This window comes from Actinoplanes sp. NPDC051411 (genome assembly GCF_040682075.1).
Taxonomy (GTDB): Bacteria; Actinomycetota; Actinomycetes; order Mycobacteriales; family Micromonosporaceae; genus Actinoplanes.
Genome location: NZ_JBFBAD010000011.1, coordinates 15,579 through 35,109 on the forward strand (window position 1 = coordinate 15,579; position 19,531 = coordinate 35,109).

Annotated in this window: 19 protein-coding genes; 15 read left to right on the plus strand and 4 right to left on the minus strand. The window is 70.1% G+C overall.

The genetic code is table 11. The features are described from left to right. Positions 1–1,002, minus strand: coding sequence for a dihydroxyacetone kinase subunit DhaK (gene dhaK / locus AB0M88_RS08550; protein ID WP_364097485.1), 1,002 nt, complete (start codon positions 1,000–1,002; stop codon positions 1–3). A gap of 163 nt (positions 1,003–1,165) precedes the next feature. Here dhaK and AB0M88_RS08555 point away from each other — a divergent pair, with 163 nt between their 5' ends. The 10 genes from AB0M88_RS08555 (at position 1,166) to AB0M88_RS08600 (ending at position 11,414) form a co-directional block, all read left to right on the plus strand. Then, positions 1,166–2,152, plus strand: coding sequence for a gfo/Idh/MocA family oxidoreductase (locus AB0M88_RS08555; protein ID WP_364097488.1), 987 nt, complete (start codon positions 1,166–1,168; stop codon positions 2,150–2,152). 68 nt (positions 2,153–2,220) lie between these two features. After that, entirely contained in the window at positions 2,221–3,093 is an 873-nt protein-coding gene (locus AB0M88_RS08560) for a trypsin-like peptidase domain-containing protein (protein ID WP_364097491.1), read from the plus strand. A gap of 26 nt (positions 3,094–3,119) precedes the next feature. Then, complete coding sequence (locus AB0M88_RS08565; protein ID WP_364097494.1) at positions 3,120–4,100, plus strand: AAA family ATPase; 981 nt, start codon at positions 3,120–3,122, stop codon at positions 4,098–4,100. Beyond that, positions 4,101–5,027 carry a DUF58 domain-containing protein gene (locus tag AB0M88_RS08570; protein ID WP_364097497.1) on the plus strand — a complete coding sequence of 309 codons (927 nt, stop codon included), beginning with the start codon at positions 4,101–4,103 and terminating at the stop codon, positions 5,025–5,027. Then, a complete protein-coding gene (locus AB0M88_RS08575) occupies positions 5,024–6,007 on the plus strand; it encodes a VWA domain-containing protein (protein ID WP_364097500.1) in 984 nt (327 codons plus the stop codon). Before AB0M88_RS08570 ends, AB0M88_RS08575 begins: the two co-directional genes overlap by 4 nt. Next, on the plus strand, positions 6,007–7,098 hold the full coding sequence (locus AB0M88_RS08580) for a VWA domain-containing protein (RefSeq protein WP_364097502.1): 1,092 nt from the start codon (positions 6,007–6,009) through the stop codon (positions 7,096–7,098). Before AB0M88_RS08575 ends, AB0M88_RS08580 begins: the two co-directional genes overlap by 1 nt. A gap of 49 nt (positions 7,099–7,147) precedes the next feature. After that, positions 7,148–8,848 (plus strand): YncE family protein, encoded by a 1,701-nt coding sequence (locus tag AB0M88_RS08585; RefSeq protein ID WP_364097504.1) that lies wholly within the window; start codon positions 7,148–7,150, stop codon positions 8,846–8,848. Then, entirely contained in the window at positions 8,845–9,327 is a 483-nt protein-coding gene (locus tag AB0M88_RS08590) for a sigma factor-like helix-turn-helix DNA-binding protein (protein WP_364097507.1), read from the plus strand. The genes AB0M88_RS08585 and AB0M88_RS08590 overlap by 4 nt, the downstream gene beginning before the upstream one ends. Beyond that, complete coding sequence (locus tag AB0M88_RS08595) at positions 9,324–9,977, plus strand: zf-HC2 domain-containing protein (RefSeq protein ID WP_364097509.1); 654 nt, start codon at positions 9,324–9,326, stop codon at positions 9,975–9,977. The genes AB0M88_RS08590 and AB0M88_RS08595 overlap by 4 nt, the downstream gene beginning before the upstream one ends. 90 nt (positions 9,978–10,067) lie before the next feature. Then, positions 10,068–11,414: a hypothetical protein gene (locus AB0M88_RS08600; protein WP_364097512.1), complete on the plus strand. Its 1,347-nt coding sequence runs from the start codon at positions 10,068–10,070 to the stop codon at positions 11,412–11,414. A 216-nt stretch (positions 11,415–11,630) separates the two neighbouring features. On the opposite strand, the gene AB0M88_RS08605 is transcribed toward AB0M88_RS08600, so the two are convergent. Next, entirely contained in the window at positions 11,631–12,596 is a 966-nt protein-coding gene (locus AB0M88_RS08605) for an A4/G1 family peptidase (RefSeq protein ID WP_364097515.1), read from the minus strand. A gap of 433 nt (positions 12,597–13,029) precedes the next feature. On the opposite strand from AB0M88_RS08605, the gene AB0M88_RS08610 reads away from it, so the two are divergent. Continuing rightward, positions 13,030–14,637 carry a hypothetical protein gene (locus AB0M88_RS08610; protein ID WP_364097518.1) on the plus strand — a complete coding sequence of 536 codons (1,608 nt, stop codon included), beginning with the start codon at positions 13,030–13,032 and terminating at the stop codon, positions 14,635–14,637. Between the two features lie 239 nt (positions 14,638–14,876). Beyond that, on the plus strand, positions 14,877–15,554 hold the full coding sequence (locus tag AB0M88_RS08615) for a hypothetical protein (protein WP_364097521.1): 678 nt from the start codon (positions 14,877–14,879) through the stop codon (positions 15,552–15,554). Here AB0M88_RS08615 and AB0M88_RS08620 read toward each other — a convergent pair. Further along, the gene (locus AB0M88_RS08620; protein WP_364097524.1) at positions 15,547–16,263 is read right to left on the minus strand and encodes a hypothetical protein; all 717 of its coding nucleotides are present in this window, start codon (positions 16,261–16,263) and stop codon (positions 15,547–15,549) included. The two genes, AB0M88_RS08615 and AB0M88_RS08620, sit on opposite strands and share 8 nt — an antisense overlap. A 382-nt stretch (positions 16,264–16,645) precedes the next feature. On the opposite strand from AB0M88_RS08620, the gene AB0M88_RS08625 reads away from it, so the two are divergent. From AB0M88_RS08625 to AB0M88_RS08635, 3 genes are all read left to right on the plus strand, one after another. Then, positions 16,646–16,921, plus strand: a complete 276-nt coding sequence (locus AB0M88_RS08625; protein ID WP_364097527.1) for a hypothetical protein — start codon at positions 16,646–16,648, stop codon at positions 16,919–16,921. A 427-nt stretch (positions 16,922–17,348) separates the two neighbouring features. After that, entirely contained in the window at positions 17,349–17,939 is a 591-nt protein-coding gene (locus AB0M88_RS08630) for a dihydrofolate reductase family protein (RefSeq protein ID WP_364097530.1), read from the plus strand. Continuing rightward, a complete protein-coding gene (locus AB0M88_RS08635) occupies positions 17,936–18,505 on the plus strand; it encodes a dihydrofolate reductase family protein (protein WP_364097533.1) in 570 nt (189 codons plus the stop codon). Before AB0M88_RS08630 ends, AB0M88_RS08635 begins: the two co-directional genes overlap by 4 nt. A 76-nt stretch (positions 18,506–18,581) precedes the next feature. On the opposite strand, the gene AB0M88_RS08640 is transcribed toward AB0M88_RS08635, so the two are convergent. Further along, positions 18,582–19,514 carry a LysR family transcriptional regulator gene (locus tag AB0M88_RS08640; protein WP_364097794.1) on the minus strand — a complete coding sequence of 311 codons (933 nt, stop codon included), beginning with the start codon at positions 19,512–19,514 and terminating at the stop codon, positions 18,582–18,584. Between the last annotated feature and the right edge of the window lie 17 nt (positions 19,515–19,531).

The following is a 19,531-nucleotide window of genomic DNA, read 5'->3' on the forward strand; positions in this document are numbered from 1 at the left end:
TCAGACTCCCCACCGCAGGCCGGGCGTACGCACCGGAGCGTCCCACAACCGCAGCAACTCGTCGTCGGCCTTGACCAGCGTGACCGAGCAGCCGGCCATGTCGAGGCTGGTGATGTAGGGGCCGACCAGCGACCGGGCGATCGAGATGCCGTTCTTGGACAGGATCTCGGCGACCTCGTGGTACATCACGTAGAGCTCGATCAGCGGGGTCGCGCCCATCCCGTTGACGAAGGCGATGACGCCGTCGCCGCCGGTGAAGTCGAGGTCGGAGAGGATCGGGGTCACCAGCATCTCGGCGACCTCGTGGGCCGGCGCGACCGGCACCCGGCGCCGCCCGGGCTCGCCGTGGATGCCGATGCCGATCTCCATCTCGTTGTCCGGCAGGTCGAAGGTGGGCTTGCCGGCCGCCGGGACGGTGCAGCTGGTGAGCGCCATGCCCATGCTGCGGCCGTTGGCGTTGACCTTGCGGGCGATCTCGGCGACCGCGGCCAGCGGGCGTCCCTCCTCGGCCGCCGCACCGGCGATCTTCTCGACCAGCACGGTGACGCCGACGCCCCGGCGGCCCGCCGTGTAGAGGCTGTCCTCGACCGCGACGTCGTCGTTGGTGACGATCGAGGCGACCTCGACGCCGGTCTCGGCCGCCGCCATCTCGGCCGCCATCTCGAAGTTCATGACGTCGCCGGTGTAGTTCTTGACGATGTGCAGCACCCCGGCCCCGCCGTCGACGGCCTTGGTCGCGGCGACCATCTGGTCGGGCACCGGCGAGGTGAAGACCTCCCCGGCGCAGGCGGCGTCGAGCATGCCGGGCCCGACGAATCCGCCGTGCAGCGGCTCGTGCCCGGAGCCGCCACCGGAGATCAGCCCGACCTTGCCCGCGACGGGCGCGTCGGCGCGGTAGACAATGCGGTTCTCGAAGTCGACGCGCAGCTCGGAATGGGCCGCGGCGAGGCCGCGAAGCGCGTCGGTGATGACGGTTGCCGGGTCGTTGATGAGTTTCTTCATCGGTGGCTCCTCGCTCGGATGCCGGGCTGACGACCTGCCCTCAGACAAGCTACGCCGAGGCGGGGCGGCGCAGCCTGCCTCGATCGTCATCCGCCCGCGGGCGTTCGCGCCAGGAACGCCGTTCGGCATTGCCGAACGTGCCGCAATGTGGGGAGGCTTGCTGATGGTTTCGTTCGCGGTGGTCGGGGGTGGCTTCCGGGCGGCGGCCTATTGGCGGATCAGTGCGCGGGCGGGCGAGCCGCGCTGTGTCGGGGCCGTGGTGCGGAGTCCCCGGCCGCTGCCGGTGCCGGCGTTCGGCAGTGTCGCGGAGTGTCTGCGGGTGGCCCGGCCCGATTTCGTCGTCACGGCGGTTCCGCGGACGGTCACGCCCGGTGTGGTCGAGGAGCTGGTCGGACATGGCCGGCCGGTGCTGGCCGAGACGCCGCCGGCCGGCGATCTCGGCGCGATGCGGCGGCTCTGGGCGGCGGTCGGCCGCACCGGGCTGGTGCAGGTCGCGGAGCAATATCTGCTGATGCCCACCCACTCCGCCCGCCGATCGGTGGTCGAGGCGGGGCTGATCGGCACGCCCACGCAGGTGCAGGTCTCGTCGACCCAGCTCTATCACGCGGTGTCCCTGATGCGGGGCTTCCTGGGGGTCGGGCGGGGCAGCGTCACGGTCCGGGCGAGCCGGCACGAGGCCGACCTGGTGGACCCGCTCGACCGGGGCGGCTGGACCGACGACCCGCGGCCGAAGCGGGCGACCACGACGATCGCGACACTCGACTTCGGGGGCGGGCGGAGCGGGCTCTACGACTTCACCGACAACCAGACCCGCAACCAGCTGCGGTCCCGTCAGCTGCGCATCCGGGGCAGCCACGGCGAACTGCAGGACGACCAGGTGCTGAGGCTGGCCGGGCCGCGCACCATCGTGCGTACGGTCATCGGCCGGGACGCGATCCCCGGGCCGGGGATGCGTTTCAACGACGATGAGATCGCCACGGCCCGCCTGCTGCGGGCGACCGCCGATTGGGTACGCGGTGCCGCCCCACCGCCCTATCCACTGGTCGAGGGCCTGCACGATCACGCGGTCGGGTTGGCGATCGAGGAGGCGGCGGCGACCGGCCGAACCGTGACGACGCCCGGTTTCGGCGGATTCGGCGAGGGTGGGTGATCTCGCGTTGCGCAGACAGCGAGGCCGCTCACGGCCAATTTTGAGGAAACGAACCTAGAGTCGGATCCATGGAGAGTCCGGGCCCGGGTCCCGTGATGACCGTGATGCGCACCGACGGTGACGAGCCGCCGGTGCCCGTGCGGCGTCGCTGGCCTCGGCCCCAGCGACGTCACATCCTCATCGGCCTGGTGGTGATCTGGGCGGTCGCGATCACCGCCGTGGTCCTGATCCGCGGCGGCGGCGACACCCCGGCCCCGGTCACCGCGAAGCCGGCACCGAGCCCGTCGGCCTCCGACGCCCCGCTGACCGTCGCCCAGATCTACCAGACCGTCCGCCCCTCGGTCGTGCTGATCCGGGCGGTCGGCGGCAGCTCGAGCGTGAACGGCAGGCAGGAGACCGAGGTCGCCACCGGAACCGGCGTGATCATCAACGCCGACGGGACCATCCTCACCGCCGACCACGTGATCGCCGGGTCGAGGAGCGTCCAGGTCACCTACGTCGACGGCACCTCGTCGCCGGCCACCGTCGCGACCGGCGACCCCAAGCAGGACATCGCCACCCTCACCCCGGCCAAGCTGCCCGGAACCCTCGTGCCGGCCGTGCTCGGCGGCGGTGTCGCGGTCGGCGACGACGTGACCGCCATCGGCAACCCGTTCGGCCTGACCGGCACCACGACCAACGGAGTCGTCTCCGGGCTCGGCCGGGTGCTGTCGCGCGACAAGAACGGCGACATCGGCGGGCTCATCCAGTTCGACGCGGCGGTCAACCCGGGCAACTCGGGCGGACCGCTGATCAACGAGCGCGGGCAGGTGGTCGGGATCGTGGTCGCCCTGACCAACCCGACCGGCTCCGACACGTTCATCGGCATCGGCTTCGCCGTCCCGATCGGGTCCGCGCTCGGCGCCGGCCGGGGCAGCGGGCAACCCGCCCCGCCCCTGTAGGAACAGGACTGCAAGAAGAGGGACGCATGAGCTGGACGGAAGAGAAAAGCCCGATCGAGAAGGTGCTCTACGAGGTCAAGAAGACCATCGTGGGCCAGGACGCGCTGCTCGAACGGCTGCTCGTCGCCCTCCTCGCCCGCGGTCACATCCTGGTCGAGGGCGTGCCCGGCCTGGCCAAGACCCTGGCGGTGAAGTCGCTCGCCGAGGCGATCGGCGGCGAGTTCCACCGGGTGCAGTTCACTCCCGACCTGGTGCCGGCCGACATCCTCGGCACCCGGGTCTATCACCAGCCGACCGGCGAGTTCCAGGTGTCGCTCGGCCCGGTCTTCACCAACCTGCTGCTCGCCGACGAGATCAACCGCGCGCCGGCCAAGGTGCAGAGCGCCCTGCTCGAGGTGATGCAGGAGCGCCAGGTCACGATCGGCCGCGAGACCCACAAGGTGCCCAACCCGTTCCTGGTCATGGCGACGCAGAACCCGATCGAGTCGGAGGGCGTCTATCCGCTGCCCGAGGCCCAGGTCGACCGGTTCATGATGAAGGTCGTCGTCGGCTACCCGAGCATGACCGAGGAGTTCGTGGTCGTCGAGCGGGCGCTCGCCCCGGCCGCGGTGATCCAGCGGATCATCGACCCGGAGCGCCTGGTCGCGCTGCAGAACGAGGTCGACACCGTCTACGTCGACCCGTCGCTGATCGAATACGCGGTCAACCTGGCCCACGCCAGCCGCGACCCGGCGCGGGCCGGGCTGGCCGACCTGGCGCGCTACGTGACGTTCGGGGCCAGTCCACGGTCGTCGATCAGTCTCGTGCTGGCGGCGCGGGCTCTCGCGTACATCCGGGGGCGCGAATACGTCGTGCCGGAGGATCTGTCCGATCTGGCGCTCGATGTCATGCGGCACCGCCTCGTGTTGTCCTACGAGGCACTCTCCGACGAGGTCACGGCCGACGTGATCCTCTCCAAGATCCTGGCGAACCTGCAGGTTCCGGAGCCGGCGGGCCGGGGCCGGTAAGTGGCTACCGCACCCGATCGCCTCCTGCGGCGCCTGGAGTGGCGGCTCGGCCGCCGCCTCGACGGGCGGCTGCAGGGCGCCTACCGCACGGTCTGGCACGGCGACGGCGTCGATTTCACCGACCTCCGGGCCTATGTCCCGGAGGACGACGTACGCCACATCGACTGGAACGTGACCGCCCGCCTCGACGAGCCGTTCGTCCGGCAGTACACCGAGGACCGCGAGCTCACCGCCTGGCTGGTGGTCGACCGCTCGGCCTCGATGCGGTTCGGGCGGGGCGGTTCCGGGCGGGTTGGTTCCGGGCGGGGCGAGGGCGCGCGGCAGGGCAAGGAGTCGGTCGCGACCGAGCTCGCGGTCGGCCTCGGGCGGCTGGTCTCGCAGGGCGGCAACCGGGTCGGCGCGATCCTGTTCGACAACGGGAAGCACCTGGTCATGCCGCCGCGCACCGGCCGGGATCAGATCCTGCGGATCGCCCGCGAGTTGATGAGCGAATCCGCGGCCACCACCGGAACCACGACCGATCTGTCGGCGATGTTCAAGCTGGCCGCGACCACCACGGCCCGCCGCCGCAGCCTCGTCTTCGTGATGAGCGACTTCATCGCCGGCCCCGGCTGGGAGCGACCGCTGGCCATGCTCACCCACCGCCACGAGGTCGTGGTCATCCGGGTGACCGACCCGGCCGAGGCCGAACTGCCCGACGTCGGCCTGATCCTGGTCGAGGACGCCGAGACCGGCGAGCAGCTGCTGGTCGACACCAGCGACCCGCTTCTGCGGCAGCGGCTGGCTGGTCAGGTCGGCGCGCGGGAGGCGGAACTGGCCGAGGGCATGCGCAAGGCCCGCGTCGACCCGCACCACATCACGACCGATCAGGATCTGCTGGCCGCCCTCGTCGACATGGTGCGCCGTTCGGGACGGAGCCGCCGGTGAGCGTCCACTACCCGATCGTGATCATCCTGGCCGTGCTGCTGACGGCGGGCGCGGTCACCGCGTACGTCCTCCTGCAGCGGCGCCGCAGCGCCGCACTCACCGCTTCCGGCTTCGGTTCCCTCGCCGGCGGCGGGTCACGCCGGGCGGTCATCCGCCGGCATCTGCCGTACGCCCTCCTCCTGGCCGCCTTCCCGATTCTGCTCGTGGGTCTGGCCCGGCCGCAGGCCGATCTCAAGGTGCCCAAGGTCGGCGGCACCGTGATCCTCGCCTTCGACGTCTCCAACAGCATGAAGGCGACCGACGTCAACCCGAGCCGTCTCGCCGCCGCCCAGGCCGCCGCGGCCGACTTCGTCGACGGGCAACCGTCCGGCGTGGACGTCGGCGTGCTGCTGTTCGGCGACACCGCCCTGCTCACCCAGGCCCCGACCGGCGACCACGACCTCGCGATCGCGGCCATCAACCGGGCCGAGGCGGGCGGCGGCACCTCGCTCGGCCAGGCCATCCTGGTCTCGCTGGGGACGATCACCGGCAAGCCGGTCGCGCTGCCCAAGGACGGCCAGGCCCCGACCACCGGCCGCCTCGGCTATTTCCCGTCGGGGACGATCGTGCTGTTCTCCGACGGGCAGAACACCGGCGGCCCGGACGCCGAGGCCGCCTCCGAGGTCGCGGCGGCCGCCGGGGTTCGCATCCAGACCATCGGGGTCGGCACCGCCAAGGGCGCGACCGTGCAGGTCGACGGCTATCAGCTGGGCACCGCGCTCGACGCGTCCGAGCTCACGACCGTCGCCCGGACCAGCGGCGGCGCCTATCACGCGGCCGGTGACGCCGACGCCGTCGACGCGGTCACCAGGTCGATCGACCTGCGGCTGACCACCAAGAAGGAGCAGGTGGAGCTGACCGGGCCGTTCGCCGGGGCCGCGCTGGTGTTCCTGACGCTCGGCGGGCTGCTCGGCACCCGCTGGCACGGAAGGATCGTCTGATGTCGCTCAGCTGGCCGTGGGCGCTGCTCGCCCTGCTGGCCGTGCCGCTGCTGCCGGCGGTGCGCTGGTGGCTCAACCGGCGGCGCAAGCGGTCCGCGATCACCGTGAGCAGCGTGGCCCTGATCAAGGCGGCCCTGCCCGGCCGCACCGCCTGGCGCCGCAAGATCCCGGCCTACCTGTTCCTGGCCGGCCTGCTCCCGCTCGCCGCCGCCCTGGCCCGGCCGCAGGCGACCGTCTCGGTCCCGGCCGACAACACCTCGATCCTGCTCGCCCTCGACGTCTCCGGCTCGATGTGCAGCACCGACGTGCGGCCCAACCGGCTGGCCGCGGCGAGCGACGCGGCCCGCAAGTTCATCAAGGCGCAGAAGGAGGGCACCAAGATCGGGCTGGTCGCCTTCTCCGGCATCGCCGGCCTGCTGGTGCCGCCGACCACCGACCAGGGCAAGCTGCTCGACGCGATCGACGGGCTCAAGACGGCCCGGGGCACCGCGATCGGCCAGGGCATCCTGACCTCGATCGACGCGATCGCCGAGATCAATCCGAACGTCACCAAGAGCGGCGTCGACCTGGGTGACCAGGCGCCCGGCCGGCCCGGCAACTTCCAGCCGGACACGATCGTGGTCCTGACCGACGGCTCCAACACGACCGGCGTCGACCCGGTGACCGCGGCCCAGCAGGCGGCCGCCCGGCACCTGCGGGTCTTCACGATCGGCTTCGGCACGACCAACCCGTCCTCGATGGTCTGCAGCGCGAGCCAGATCGGCGACGACGGCGCGTTCGGGCCGCGCGGCGGCGGGGGCTTCGGCGGGTTCGGCGGGTACGGCGGGCGGGCCCGGGTTCAGGAGATCGACGAGGACACCCTGCAGAAGGTCGCCGACACGACCGGTGGCCGCTACTTCCGGGCCCAGGACGCGGGCAAGCTCAACGACATCCTGTCCGGGCTGCCCAAGGAGATCGGCCTGCATCAGGAGCACGTCGAGATCAGCAGCTGGTTCGTGCTGGTCGGGGCGCTGCTGGTGTTCTCCGGGGTCGGCCTGTCGCTGTGGTGGAACCGCGGCCCCGCCCTTTCGTCAAATGCCAATTTGCGCTGACGGGTTCCCCTGAGCATCGATCGTCACCCATGATGATCGAGGGGACACTATGAGTGAACTACGGATTCCACCGCATGTGTTGACCGAGATCGGCAGCCCGATCCGGGAAAAGCGGCTGTCCGGGGTGGACGAACTCACCCGCATCGCCGCCGGTGCCGATCTCCAACTGGCCGCGGCCGCCCGCGCGGTGCTGCAGCGGATGACCGAGGACGACAGCCGCAGCGTGGCCGCCTCGGCCGCCGCGTCGCTCGAGCGCACGGCCGTCCGCCTCAACCCCGACCGCATCGACTTCGGCCAGGTCACGCCCGAGACCCCGCGGCTCGCCGCCGAGGTCGCGGTCGACGGTCCACCGCTCGCCGTCGCGGCCGCCACCCTGACCGTCTCCGGTCCCGGGCTGCGGGCGATGCTCGACGGCCGCCGGCTGCACATCGTCTGGCAGCCGAGATCCGACTGGCTCGACGGCTCGGTCACCGTACGCGGCCCGGCCGGCTGGGCCGACGTACGCGTCACCGGCCAGATCGCGTCCGGTCCGATGTCGACCACCGCGGTCGAGGCCCGGCTGCGCGCGGTCGACTCGCTCGGTGGCCTGCGCATACCCCAGGTGACCGTGCTGCCTCCTGACCCGCCCGTCCGGCGCCGCCGCCGGGCCGGCACCGCGGTGCTCGCCGGATCGCTGGTCGCCCTGGTCGTGCTCGGCGGCGCGGGCGTCGCGATGGCGCTGACCATGCGCGACCGGGGCAGTCCCGCGCCGGTGGCGGCGCCGACCCCGGCACCGGTCTCGGTCGCGCCGACCACGCAGCTCCCGCCGAGCGCCGTCGCCCGGGAGCCGCTGGCCAAACGCATCGCCAGCGTCGACAAGCCGACGGTCGCCGGCACGATCAAGGTCGGCAACGAGCCCGAAGGCCTGACCGTCTCGCCCGACGGCCGCACGGTCTACGTCGCCAACCAGAGCGCGCGCATCCTCTCGGTTGTCGACGTCGGCACGCGCCAGGTCACCTCGGTGAAGCTGCGCGATACGCCCCGGTTCGTGACCACCTCGCGCGACGGCAAGCTGGTCTTCGTGTCGATGTACGAGACCGACCTGACCGGCAGCGGCGTGGCCGTCATCGACGCGGCCAGCCACAAGGTGCTGCGCAACCTGGTCACCGGCACCCAGCCGTACGCGTTGTCGATCGGCCCCGACGGCAAGCTCTGGGTGCCGATCCACAGCGCCGGCCGGGTCGAGATCTACGACCCCGGGACGATGAAGGCGGACGGCCGCATCCAGACGCCGCCCAACCCGCACTCGGTCGGCTTCTCGCCCGACCTGATGCGCGCCTTCACCCCCGACCACGAGTCCAACGTGGTCTCGGCCATCGACATGGGCACCGGCAAGGTGATCAGGTCGGTGCCGGTCAGCAACGCCCCGCACAGCCTGGCCGTCTCACCCGACGGCCGCCGGGTGCTGGTCGCCGCGTTCGGGGCGAACGCCGCCAACCTGATCGACGCGTCCACGCTCAAGCGGACCGGCCCGTTCAAGGTCGGCAAGGAGCCGCAGAGTGCGGCGTTCTCGGCCGACGGCGACCACGGCTACATCGTCAACGAGGGCGACAACACGATCTCGGTGCTCGACGGGCACACCGGCAAGGTGACGGCGACGGTCAAGGTCGGGCACAGCCCGCGCTACATCGCGGTGTCCCCGGACGGCCGCTCGGCCTACGTCTCCGACGGCGAGGACGACACGATCTCGGTGCTGCGGGTGGGGGAGTGAGCCGGCCGGTCGGCTCGGCCGGCGAGGTCCTGATCCGGGGACTCTTCGAGGACCACGGTGCGGCGCTCGTCGCGTACGCCTCGAGGCTGGCCGGCGATCGAGCCGGCGGCGAGTCCGTGGTCCGGGAAACCCTGCTGCGGGCCTGGTCCGACCCGCGGTCGACGGCCGGCGCCGGAGCCGCGCGGGCCTACCTGTTCGCGGTCGTGCGCCGGGTGATCGCCGAGCGGCGCGGCGAGGAGGCCGACGCCGGTCTGGTGGTCGACTCGACGGCCGTGCTCGGAGCCGTGCGCACGCTGCCGCCCGAGCAACGCGAGGTGCTGCACGCGGTGTTCTTCCAGGGGCGTGACGTGGCATCGACCGCGTCCGATCTCGGGGTGTCCGAGGCGACCGTCAAGGCCCGGGTGTCGGCGGCGCTGCGGCGGTTGCGGGACGCGCTCGGCGTCTCGGCGGCGCCGCTCGTCCGGGAGGTCACGCCGTGAGCGGACACGAGAGCGAGCTGCTCGGGGCGTACGTCCTGGGGGTCCTCGACGGCGAGGAGTGGGCCACCGTCCGGTCCCATCTGGACAGTTGTGAGGCGTGCCGGCGCGAGGTCGACGACCTGCGCGAGATGGAGGCGGCGCTGGGCGAGATCCCACCCGAGGCACTGCTCGACGGGCCTCCTCCGGAGGGTTCCGGCCTGCTGCAACTGACGCTTTCCGACGTACGCGAGTCGCACCGCTCCCGTGGTTACCTGTGGGTGCTCGCCGGTGTCGCCGTTTTCGTGATCGCGCTGGCCGGCGGCATCTCGGCCGGCCGGTTCACGTCCCCGGCCGCTGCTACGGCGGCGCCCGCCCCCTCGGTGTCGCCGGTGGCCGCGACCGACCCCCGGACCGGGGTCTCGATGACCGTCGCCGTCACGCCGGCCGCCGGCTGGGTGCGGGTGCATGCCGTCCTGTCCGGCGTGCCGGCGGGCGAGCAGTGCCGCATCTTCGTGGTCTCGGCCGACGGGGGCCGCCAGCAGGCCGCCTCGTGGCTGGCCGCCGCGGGGCCGATGGCGGTGGACGGTTCGGCGCTGATGGCCCCGGCCGACGTGACCTCGGTACAGGCCGAGACCTACGCCGGCCAGATTCTCGTCACGGTTCCCGTGTGATCAGGACTATCGATCAAGTCACCGACGTGGATATTATCGCTGTGTGATTGCTCGGTATACCCAGCGTTACGCATCACGGCGGCGACGGTCATGACCTCCGCCGGCTGGATCGCGCTGGCGATCACCATCTTCGGCGCCTTCGCCTACGCGGCGGCGTCGATCCTCCAGGCCGTCGGCGCCCGGCGCAGCACCAGCACCGTGCAGACCCTGGGCCATCCGCTCTACATCATCGGAACCGTCTGCGACCTGCTCGCCTGGGCCGGCTCGATGGTCGCCCTGCGCGAACTCGCGGTCTACCTCGTCGAATCGGTCCTGGCCGGCTCGCTCGCCATCACCGTCGTCGCGGCCCGCATCTTCCTCGCCTCCCGGCTCCGCCGGCGCGACGCGGTCGCCATCGTCGTCACGGTCGCCGCACTGACCGTCCTGGCCATGTCGGCCGGCCCACAGGAAGCCGTGGTCGCCTCACCCCAGCTGCGCCTCGGCTTCTGCGTCGCCGCGGTCGCCACCGCCCTGATCGGCTGGATCTCCACCAAGGTCACCGGCCCGGGCGTCGCGGCCGGCCTGGCCGGGCTGGCCCTCGGCGCGGCCGCCCTCTGCGGCCGGGCCCTCGCCCTCCCACCGGACGCCACCGCACACCCGCTGTCGGCGGTGCTGGCCATCGTGACCGAGCCGATGACCGGCGCGCTCGTCGTCTTCGCGGGCACCGGCATGCTGCTCTATGCCAACGCCCTGCAGCGCGGCCAGGTCGGCCCGGTCACCGCCGTCCTGTGGATCGCCGAGGTCATCGCCCCGTCCGGGATGGCCCTGCTGATGCTGGGCGACACCGTACGCCCCGGCTGGAGCCTGGCGGCCACGGTCGCCGGCCTGGTCACGGTGGCCGCGGCCGTGCTGCTCGCCAGCGCACCGGCCAACAACGACACCGCGGTGCCGTCGGCCGAGGGCGCGCCACCACCCCCGCCGGTCCTCCCGCCGGCCCCGATCCCGGTCACCCCGAGAATGGCCCGCGGCAGCCAGCGCATCATCTGGTGGGGCCCGCCCCCGGTCTGGGTCCCACCCTCCCGGCCCCAGCCCTCGATGCAGGCGCGCCCGGCGGCCGCCTCCCTCACGTCGGCCCCCGGGCACGCCGAACCCCACTGGCGCCCACCCCGCCCGGCCGACGCCGACTCGGTCCCGGCCCGCTGGGTCACCGAAGACGACCAGCCCGACTCCAAGGCCGTACCCCGGCCGCGCTGGATGTCCGAACTGGACGATCTCGACGTGGGCGCCGTACTTTCCCCCGACTGGAAGCCCGAATCGGCCAACCCCGACGGCTGGATCTCAGAACTGGACGGCGAGACGATGACGGCGCCACCCGAGTGGCCCCCACGCCAGCCGGCGCCCACGACGACCCCGGTCGAGCGGTTGTCGTCGCCCCGCTCTCCCTGGCACGACCTGTAGGCGCGCGATCGAGCCGCAACTCGAGGATGTCCGCACGCTTGGGACCATCGACCCCGGGTGCCGGCCGGCCTTACGTCTGGCAGCACCCACGCCGGGCCGGCCGACGTCCGGATAAGTAGCCGACGTAGGTATACCAAGGCAAATGTCTTGCGCTCGACTACCCGGCACCTCTTACTCGCTCCACCGAATGCCTTTCATGACCGTTCGGTGATCGCCCTAGACGCCACTCGACACGAAACTTACATCGACGTTGTTGATGGCCGTTGGCGGGTGGCCGATGGCGTCCACTACGTGATGGAACACGTTTGTTGCGGTCAAGTCCCGGCCGTTGCCACGGATTTCGGTGATCGCGTAGTCGTTGCCCAGATCCAGCTGATGGGTCTTGCTTCCCGCTGTGCAGTCATGGAATTGGACGTTGCTGAAGTAGGGCACGAAGTTGTCGATGGCTTCGACCGCCCACTCGGCAGAGCTGCCGTCGGACAGCAGGCCGGGGGTGGGTTGCGGGATTCCGACGCTCGTGGCCACGCCGGTCCGCTGGTTCTTCAACGAGACGAAACCGTGGTCGGAGCTTGGTGTGCAGACCGTCATCGTGATGGTGTCACCGTAAAGCATGTCGAAATTGTCGATCCGCATCGACAGCGCGGGGAACCACTCGAACCAGGCCCAGTAGCGGGTGAATCCGTCCGGCACGTCGATCGAGGCGGCTATGCCGGCCTGTACCACCTGATTGCTCGCGAAGGCGCCGTCCAAGCCGATCCAGAAACCGATGGTGTAGCTTCCAGCCGGAAGCGGACCCGGTGAGGCCACGTTCGGGACGGTCCATGACCCGGACACGGCGGTCAAGGGCTCATCCGGAGGCCGGGACAATATCGCGCCCGCCCAGCCGCTCGCCGCGAACTGTTGCTGGTCGACCAGTCCAAGAGCGGCGGAGCGACGCTGTCTGGACCGTCGCGAGCTCATGATCGGATCGATGCTCAGCTTGGGTGTGATCATCGTTGTCCGATCGTCGAAAGCGTCCTCCCACAGGCGGGAAAAGAGCGGCTCGGTCTCGGGATCGGGACGGCGCGGGTAACCGTACCGGCGTAGGTCGCTCGCCGAGGCGGCACGTGGGTCGAAACTATCGGGGACGGACTCGAAGACACGTAGCTTGTCGACGAATTCGCTCGCTGGGTCAGTTGGCATAACCGCTCCGTTCGGGTTGGTGGTCCGGCTCGAGACCGACGGGCACCGTCGCCGGCCGCGGCGCCGGTAGACGGGACGATCAAGGCGGCGGTTGGACGCGGTCCTGGCCGGCGGCTGACTTTGCCGGCCCGGGAATTGTCCATATGAGCGCCTTGCGCATCCGTGGCGGTCATTCGCCGACGAATGTGTGAGACCAGAAGCAGCGCTGGGCGAAAGTCGGGTAACTGACAAAAGCCGTTGATGCGCGTCGATTACGTACCGGCAGATGTGCACCGATGCCCGCTCAACGATCCTGCCCGGGCAAGGTGTCCGGCAAGCGGCCCGGACGCATTTTCTGCCGGGTCCTGACTATCCGCTGGTGGGGAGGTACGCTGCATCGATCTGAGTGTCCGGCGGTGCCGGACACCTCACCTGCAAAAGCCCAGGAGAGTGCGTGGATGAGACGACCGATCCGAGAGTGACGTTCGCTCGCCGATTACAGGCGCTGCGAGAGGCGGTGGGTCTTTCCATAAGACAGTTGGAGATCGAAAGCGAACAGACTCCGCGTCGCCGGGCGGAAAAAGCGGTGCGCCTCAAACGCAGCACCATAGCCGGAATGACCAGTCGAGAGCGCCCGGTTCGGCCGGAAATGGCGAACTTCGAAGTCTTCGTCGATACCTGCCTACGCGTCGCAGCGAAGAAGAACATTTCGCTGCCGCCCGTCCTCGGCGATCGCCGCAGCTGGGACAAGGCCTATCGGGACCTACGAGACCAGCTTGACCGCTATCCACGCCGCGCCGCCGTCCGTCCCCTCCCGGAACGCCCTTCCGGCCCCATCCCCGCCGAAGCCGGGACGATACCTCCCGGAACTCCGTCCACGGCGCCTCCCAAGACTCCGTCCCCGGCTCAAGCGCCCGCGGCCGAGAACAGCGATGCGCTGGAAGGAGAAACGGGTGCCCTCACCAGACGGCGCATCCTCCTTGCGGCGCCCGCGGCGCTGGCCGTCGCGGGGGCAAGCGTCCTCCTTCCCATGTGGTTACACAGAGCCGTGTCGCCGCGGCCGACACCGGCCTCGAGCTCTGTGGGCACGGGAACCGGCCCGCCCCTCGACGACGCCGGTTACAGCTCCGTCGGAAGGCTCCTCAGCCCTCCGATCGCCAAGGACGACCCCGTCTGGTCTGTCTCGATCGGCATGTTGAAGGGCGAGCCTGTCGCGGTCGTCGGACGGGCCGACGGCACTGTGCAACTGTGGAACCCGGCGACGGGCCGAGCTCGCAGCAGTCCACTCACCGGCCACGACAAACCCGTGTACTCCATCGCCCTACGCAGCCCGATCGCGGTGTCCGGCAGCGTCGACGGCACACTGCGGGTCTGGGACCTCACGGCCAACCCGCCCACGAGCACCCGCATAGGTGACCGGCTCGGCGGCGGAATCAACGGCGTCGCGCTGGCAACCGTGAGCAACCGGACCGTGGTCGTGTCCGCCGCAGACGATCGCACGGTCCGGGTCTGGGACCCGGCCGTCCCCGAACTCAGCGGCAAGATCCTCGGCGGGAGGCTCGATTCCGAGGTAACCAGCATCGCCACCGGCACCCTGAAAGGCACCGCGATCGCTGTGTCCGGCAGCGCGGACGGCACGGTGCGCCTTTGGGATCTGGACGCGTCACGCGTCGTCCGCGACCTCGGCGCCCATCAGGCCATGGTCGGAACGATGGCCATCGGCACAACGCGCGGCACAACGGTCGCGGTCTCGGGCGGCGAGGACGGTGAAGTCCGGATCTGGGACCTCACCGCAGCTGAGCCCGCTGGCACGATCCTCAGCCACATCAACAACGCGGTCAAGACCGTGGCCATCGGTACCGTCAACGGCCGGACCATCGCCATCTCCGGCAACGACGACAACACCATCCGGATCTGGGATCTGGCTACCGACCGGCCCTACGGCGATGGCCTCGCCGGCCCGGACAAGGGAGCCGAAGCCATCGCGATCGGCAATCTCGGCGGCAGGCCCATCGTCATCTCCGGCCACTGGGACGGCACCATCTGGACCTGGAGCCTATGAACACAGGCACACCGACTCGCCCAGCTGGGCCCGATGGCCATCCCTTCAAGAGCGGGATTGTCACGCTTACCCGCGACCCGGCCGGATGCGGCTGACCGGCGAGCCGTAACCGGCCCGTCCGGCTCCGGGGGACTTCACCCACTCCATCGAGGCGCCGTTTCGCCGTGCGCCGTCCGAAGATCAGCAATACGGTCGAGGAGACCGCAGGGTCTCGCCGCCCGGCATGGAAAGGGACCACAGTGTCGATACTCGTAGTGCTGATTGTCGGCGCCGTCCAGGTCAACCTGCTGCTGGCTCTGGTGCTGCTGGGCATCGTTGCTCATCGCCAACACGAACGCGCCGACATCCGAACGGATTACGGCTGGGCCGTGCCCATCACCGACGAGGTGGACGTCGTGGCGGCCTATGCCGAAACGGCAACCGCAGCGGCGAAACGCGCCCTGGAGGAAGCCGACCAAGCAGAGCATGCGGCGGTACAGGCTGCCGCGGCACGCGACATGGCGGAGCAACGCCACCGACTGGCACTGAAACACGCCGAGGCGGCCGGCGAAGCTCATCAGCTCCTGCAGCGAGCCGCGCTGGACGCCTACCAGCGCAGGCAGCTGTCGGTGGCTGAACTCAACCGGATCTGGCAGCACACGCTGGTCATGGCCGAACCCACGCCCGGCCCGGCCGCGATGCCGCTCGGATGGGAGCTACGGGTGCGCGAGGCTCGACGACGGTACGAGCAAGCCGAGGCCGAGGCGGGGCGGGCCGAGGAAGAGGCACGTCGCAAGGCCGTGACTGCCGCGACCTTGGCCCACGAGGCGCAAGCCGCCGAGTCACTTCTTTCGGCAGCGAGGCGCTCGGCGAGTACGGGTCTGGTCGGCCTTCTGCGGGCCACATGGGCCGACCCCGTCACCAATGCTTTCAGTTGAACAACCGGTAGAGCGTGGCCGGGGCCTTCGTCTGTTCGGCAGCGGTCGGGAGTTTCGGCACGGCCGCAGTCCCGTAGTGGTCGTAAGTGATCTCGAAGGTGCCGCCCTTGAACTTGGCCGCAGCGGGAATCCGCATGGTGGTCGACGTCAGCCGGCCCTGGGCGTCGAGCACGACGGTGAAGGGGATCGAGTCCGCTTTCTTCCCGAGTGCCTTGAGATTTTTAGCGGTCAAGAAGCCCTCAGTCTGGCTGAGATTGACGGTGCCCCGAAAATGGCCCGAGCTGGTCCGGCTGATGTCGCTGGAGTTTTCGAAGATGATGTAGGCGGCCCTGGGCGCGGTCTCGCCGGAGTAGACATCCGGCGTTCCGTCCTCGTTTGGCAGCTTCTTGGGGTCGAACGACATCCACTTCTGCGGAAACCCGCTGCGGCCGGCCGGTTGGTCCTCCAGCTTCAGCCAAGACCTGTCCTTCGTCAGCAGATAGATCACGACCTCGGTGTAGGGCGGCCTCGTGTAGTGCTGCGGCGACAGGGTGATTTCGGCGATCTTGTCGGGTGCATCGATCACGCCGCTCTCGGAGGAGTCGAGGGACTTGACCGTGTAGTGATAGATGGGTGACGTCCCGGTCGGAAAGCCGGCTATCACGATCTGCTGGGGTGCCCTGTTGTCGACCGGCGGCGGCGCCGTTCGAGACGGTTCCGAGGAGACCACCGGCGAGCCGGCTTGGTGAGAACTGCAGCCGGCGGCGGTCAGCCCGAGAACGGTGACAAGAACGACGAGCCGACCGGGGACAGATGTCATGGAAGGTCACTTTCTGCGGACGTACGGCCACGCGGGCCGCGACGGTCGAAGCCGCGGCGAGATCCACCCTGGCGACCAGAGATATTCAGGGAAGGGGAGGCCCAGGTCAATGCCCTCTTCGGCTGCTTTCGCGAATCTCTGGGGCGCTGAGCGGGTCAGATATGGTCATAGCGACGCTGACCGGGCCGGCAGAGGGGAGCGCCCGCCGGGTCCCACCGGTCCGCGCGGGCACGCTTGGTCGGGTAGCGGGTGCTAGCCGTGGTGGTTGTGCCGCCGTGCGACGCTGACCGACGTGGCTGCACCGTGGATCGCCCTCGGGTTTTCGATCTTTATGACGGTGGCTGGGACTGCGCTGGCGACCAATTACCGTGAACTCGCCGCGAAACATGTGCGAGCGGCTCAGCGATGGAGTCCTCGTTTTCGCCGTGGACCAGCGGACCAGACACCGCTCGTTATTCTCGACCGGATCATTGGCGGGATCTTCGCCGTGGTTGGTGGCGTGATGTCCTGCCTGGTCCTTCTCGACCTGATCGTCGGTCCTGGCCGGTTGATTTATTACGGCCGATGACGCCCAACAGGACATCTGGATTTGCCGCTGGGGGTGCCTTCCCGGCGACTACATCGGCACCGTGGCCGCGTCCGGCTGCGATGCCCGTTCGTCGCCGGCACGCTATCGCCAGCAGCCGGGGTCTGCCGAGATGGCAGATCCTGTTCGGGCACGTCGTTTGACCGAGGACGAGGGGTCGCCGGCTGCGGCAGATCGTGCGCCCCGGCGACCGGCTCGCTGATCCGACTCGATTGACACGGGTGCCGTGTGAATCGCGAGTTGACAGGTGTTGGACCTTGACTGGTGCGGCGCGAAACGATCACGGCATGGATTGCTCAGGTGGCAAGGTGCCGGGTGTCCTCGGCGTGAGGATGCCGGTGGCGTTCAGGGCCACGACGTCCCGGCCGGCCTGCCTCGAGCCTGATCAAGGTGAACATATGGAGGAGTCATGGCCCGCATCATCCTGTACATGGCGATGTCCCTGGACGGATTCATCACCGGCCCCGACGACGACGAGGACAACCCGGCCGGTGTGGGCGGCATGCGGCTGATGGAATGGCTCGGCCCGGGGCCCACGGTGGCCGAGTTCCGACCTACCAACAGCCAAAGCCAGACCGTGTTCGACGAGTCGAAGGCGACCGGCGCCGTCATCACCGGGCGGCGGACCGGCGACTTCGCCCACTACTGGGGCGGCGACCACCACGACGGCGTACCGATCTTCGTGCCCGCCCACGAGGCTCCGGCGCACAACCCGTACGAGCGGGTGCACTACGTGACCGAGGGCATCGCGGCGTGTGTCGAGCAGGCCAAGGCGGCCGCAGGCGACCGGGACGTCATGATGCACGGCGCGTACACCGCCCAGCAGTGCCTGAAGGCCGGCCTGCTCGACGTGATCGAGCTTCAGCTCATGCCGGTCCTGCTCGGCCAGGGCCGACTCCTGTTCGAGGATCTGCCACCTGAACACATCGAACTGGACCTGGTCCGAACGTTGGAGGCGCCGAAGACCCTGCACCTCCGCTACGAGGTGAAGCGAGCATGACCGGCCCGATCCGGCTCTACATGTCGATGTCTCTCGACGGCTTCATCACCGGACCGGACGACCGGAAGGGCCAGGGCCTCGGCCGAAACGGCGGCCGGCTGTTCAACTGGCTCGACGACCGCATGGGGGACGGCCCCAGCGGGCGCGTCTACCGGGAGGGCTCGGCGACCGGGGCGGTGATCGCGGGGCGGCGCACGTTCGAACTCGCCGACCGTTGGCACGGTGACCACCACGACGGCGTCCCGATCCTCATCCTCACCCATCACCCCGACGACAGTGAGCAACTGTCGGCCAACACGAGGTACTTCACCGACGTCGCCGAATGCGCCCGGCAGGCCCGCGCCGCGGCCGGTGACCGGGGCGTGCTGGTCCACGGTGCGGGCGCGGGACAAGCGCTGCTCCGAGCCGGCGAACTCGACGAAATGGAGATCAATCTCGTTCCGGTGCTCCTGGGCGCGGGTCGCCGGCTGTTCGACCCGGTCGACTCCGGGCCGGTCGAGCTGGAACTGGTCCGGCGGCTGCACGACCGCGACGTGACGCACCTGCGTTACCGGGTGCTGCGGTGACCTTGCGTCAACGGCGGTGACCAGCTTGGTTGCCGCGCCGAAGCAACGGCATGTGGTTGGGATTCCAAGGCACTTGTCAGCGAGGCTGTGACGCTTCCGGCTCGGGGAGCCAGGCGCCGTCAGGTATGCGGAGCCAGTGGTTGGTCGCGGTCAGTTGGTCGATGGCTTGGTGCAGGGCCTGCAGGCCGGGATGGTTGGTGCCGGCATCCCAGATCATCGACCAGGGAAACAGGGCGACCGGCTCGACGAGCGGGCGTAGCACAGCTCCGGGTACCGCGGGCTGGGTGGTCATGGCGAGTACGGGCGCGTTGCGGTCGTGGATGTGGCGTGCCAGTTCGTCGAGTCCGTAGACGTGTGGATGCGCGTCCGTCGGGTCTATGCCGAACGGGGCGAGCAATTGCACGGCCGCGTGCTCCCATCCGGGTGTGGCGTGGTTGCCGGCACGAAAGCACAGCCCGGTGTCCCGCAGCGACGCGAGCGGCACCGCGTCGAGCCGGGCGAGGGGGTGGTGCTCCGATACGAGCACGGCGAACGGTTCTCGCCGCACGGTCCGCTGCCGCAGCCGGTCGGACAGCGGGTGGTGGCGGCCGAAGGTCACGTCGAGCCGCCCGGCCAGCAGCATCGGCGGGGCGGCTTCGTAGCCACTGTGGAAACGCGCGAAGAACTCGACGTCCGGCGCGTGCTGCCGAGCCGCGGCCAGAACGAGTTCGGGGGTGAGGCCCGGCCCGACGACGTCGACGGTCAGGGACCGTCGCTCGCCGCGCAGCTCGCGTACGGTCGCATCGAAATGCGCGAGTAGCTCCCGGGCTCGAGTGAGTAGTACGGCACCGGCGGGGGTGAGCGCGACCCGGCGGGTGGTGCGGTCGAGCAGCCGGACGCCGAGCCGCTCCTCGAGCCGTCGGATGTCCCGGCTGAGTGCCTGCTGCGCCACGAACAGGCGCTGCGCGGCCCGGCTGAAATGCAGCTCTTCCGCCACGGCGACGAAGTACCGCAGGAGTCTGAATTCCAGGTCGTCGGGCACAGGCT

Excerpts from the sequence above, each read along its gene's own strand:
- dhaK (WP_364097485.1), bottom strand. The coding sequence starts at position 1,002 with ATGAAGAAACTCATCAACGACCCGGCAACCGTCATCACCGACGCGCTT.
- AB0M88_RS08555 (WP_364097488.1), top strand. The coding sequence starts at position 1,166 with ATGGTTTCGTTCGCGGTGGTCGGGGGTGGCTTCCGGGCGGCGGCCTAT.
- AB0M88_RS08560 (WP_364097491.1), top strand. The coding sequence starts at position 2,221 with ATGGAGAGTCCGGGCCCGGGTCCCGTGATGACCGTGATGCGCACCGAC.
- AB0M88_RS08565 (WP_364097494.1), top strand. The coding sequence starts at position 3,120 with ATGAGCTGGACGGAAGAGAAAAGCCCGATCGAGAAGGTGCTCTACGAG.
- AB0M88_RS08580 (WP_364097502.1), top strand. The coding sequence starts at position 6,007 with ATGTCGCTCAGCTGGCCGTGGGCGCTGCTCGCCCTGCTGGCCGTGCCG.
- AB0M88_RS08585 (WP_364097504.1), top strand. The coding sequence starts at position 7,148 with ATGAGTGAACTACGGATTCCACCGCATGTGTTGACCGAGATCGGCAGC.
- AB0M88_RS08600 (WP_364097512.1), top strand. The coding sequence starts at position 10,068 with ATGACCTCCGCCGGCTGGATCGCGCTGGCGATCACCATCTTCGGCGCC.
- AB0M88_RS08605 (WP_364097515.1), bottom strand. The coding sequence starts at position 12,596 with ATGCCAACTGACCCAGCGAGCGAATTCGTCGACAAGCTACGTGTCTTC.
- AB0M88_RS08630 (WP_364097530.1), top strand. The coding sequence starts at position 17,349 with ATGGCCCGCATCATCCTGTACATGGCGATGTCCCTGGACGGATTCATC.
- AB0M88_RS08635 (WP_364097533.1), top strand. The coding sequence starts at position 17,936 with ATGACCGGCCCGATCCGGCTCTACATGTCGATGTCTCTCGACGGCTTC.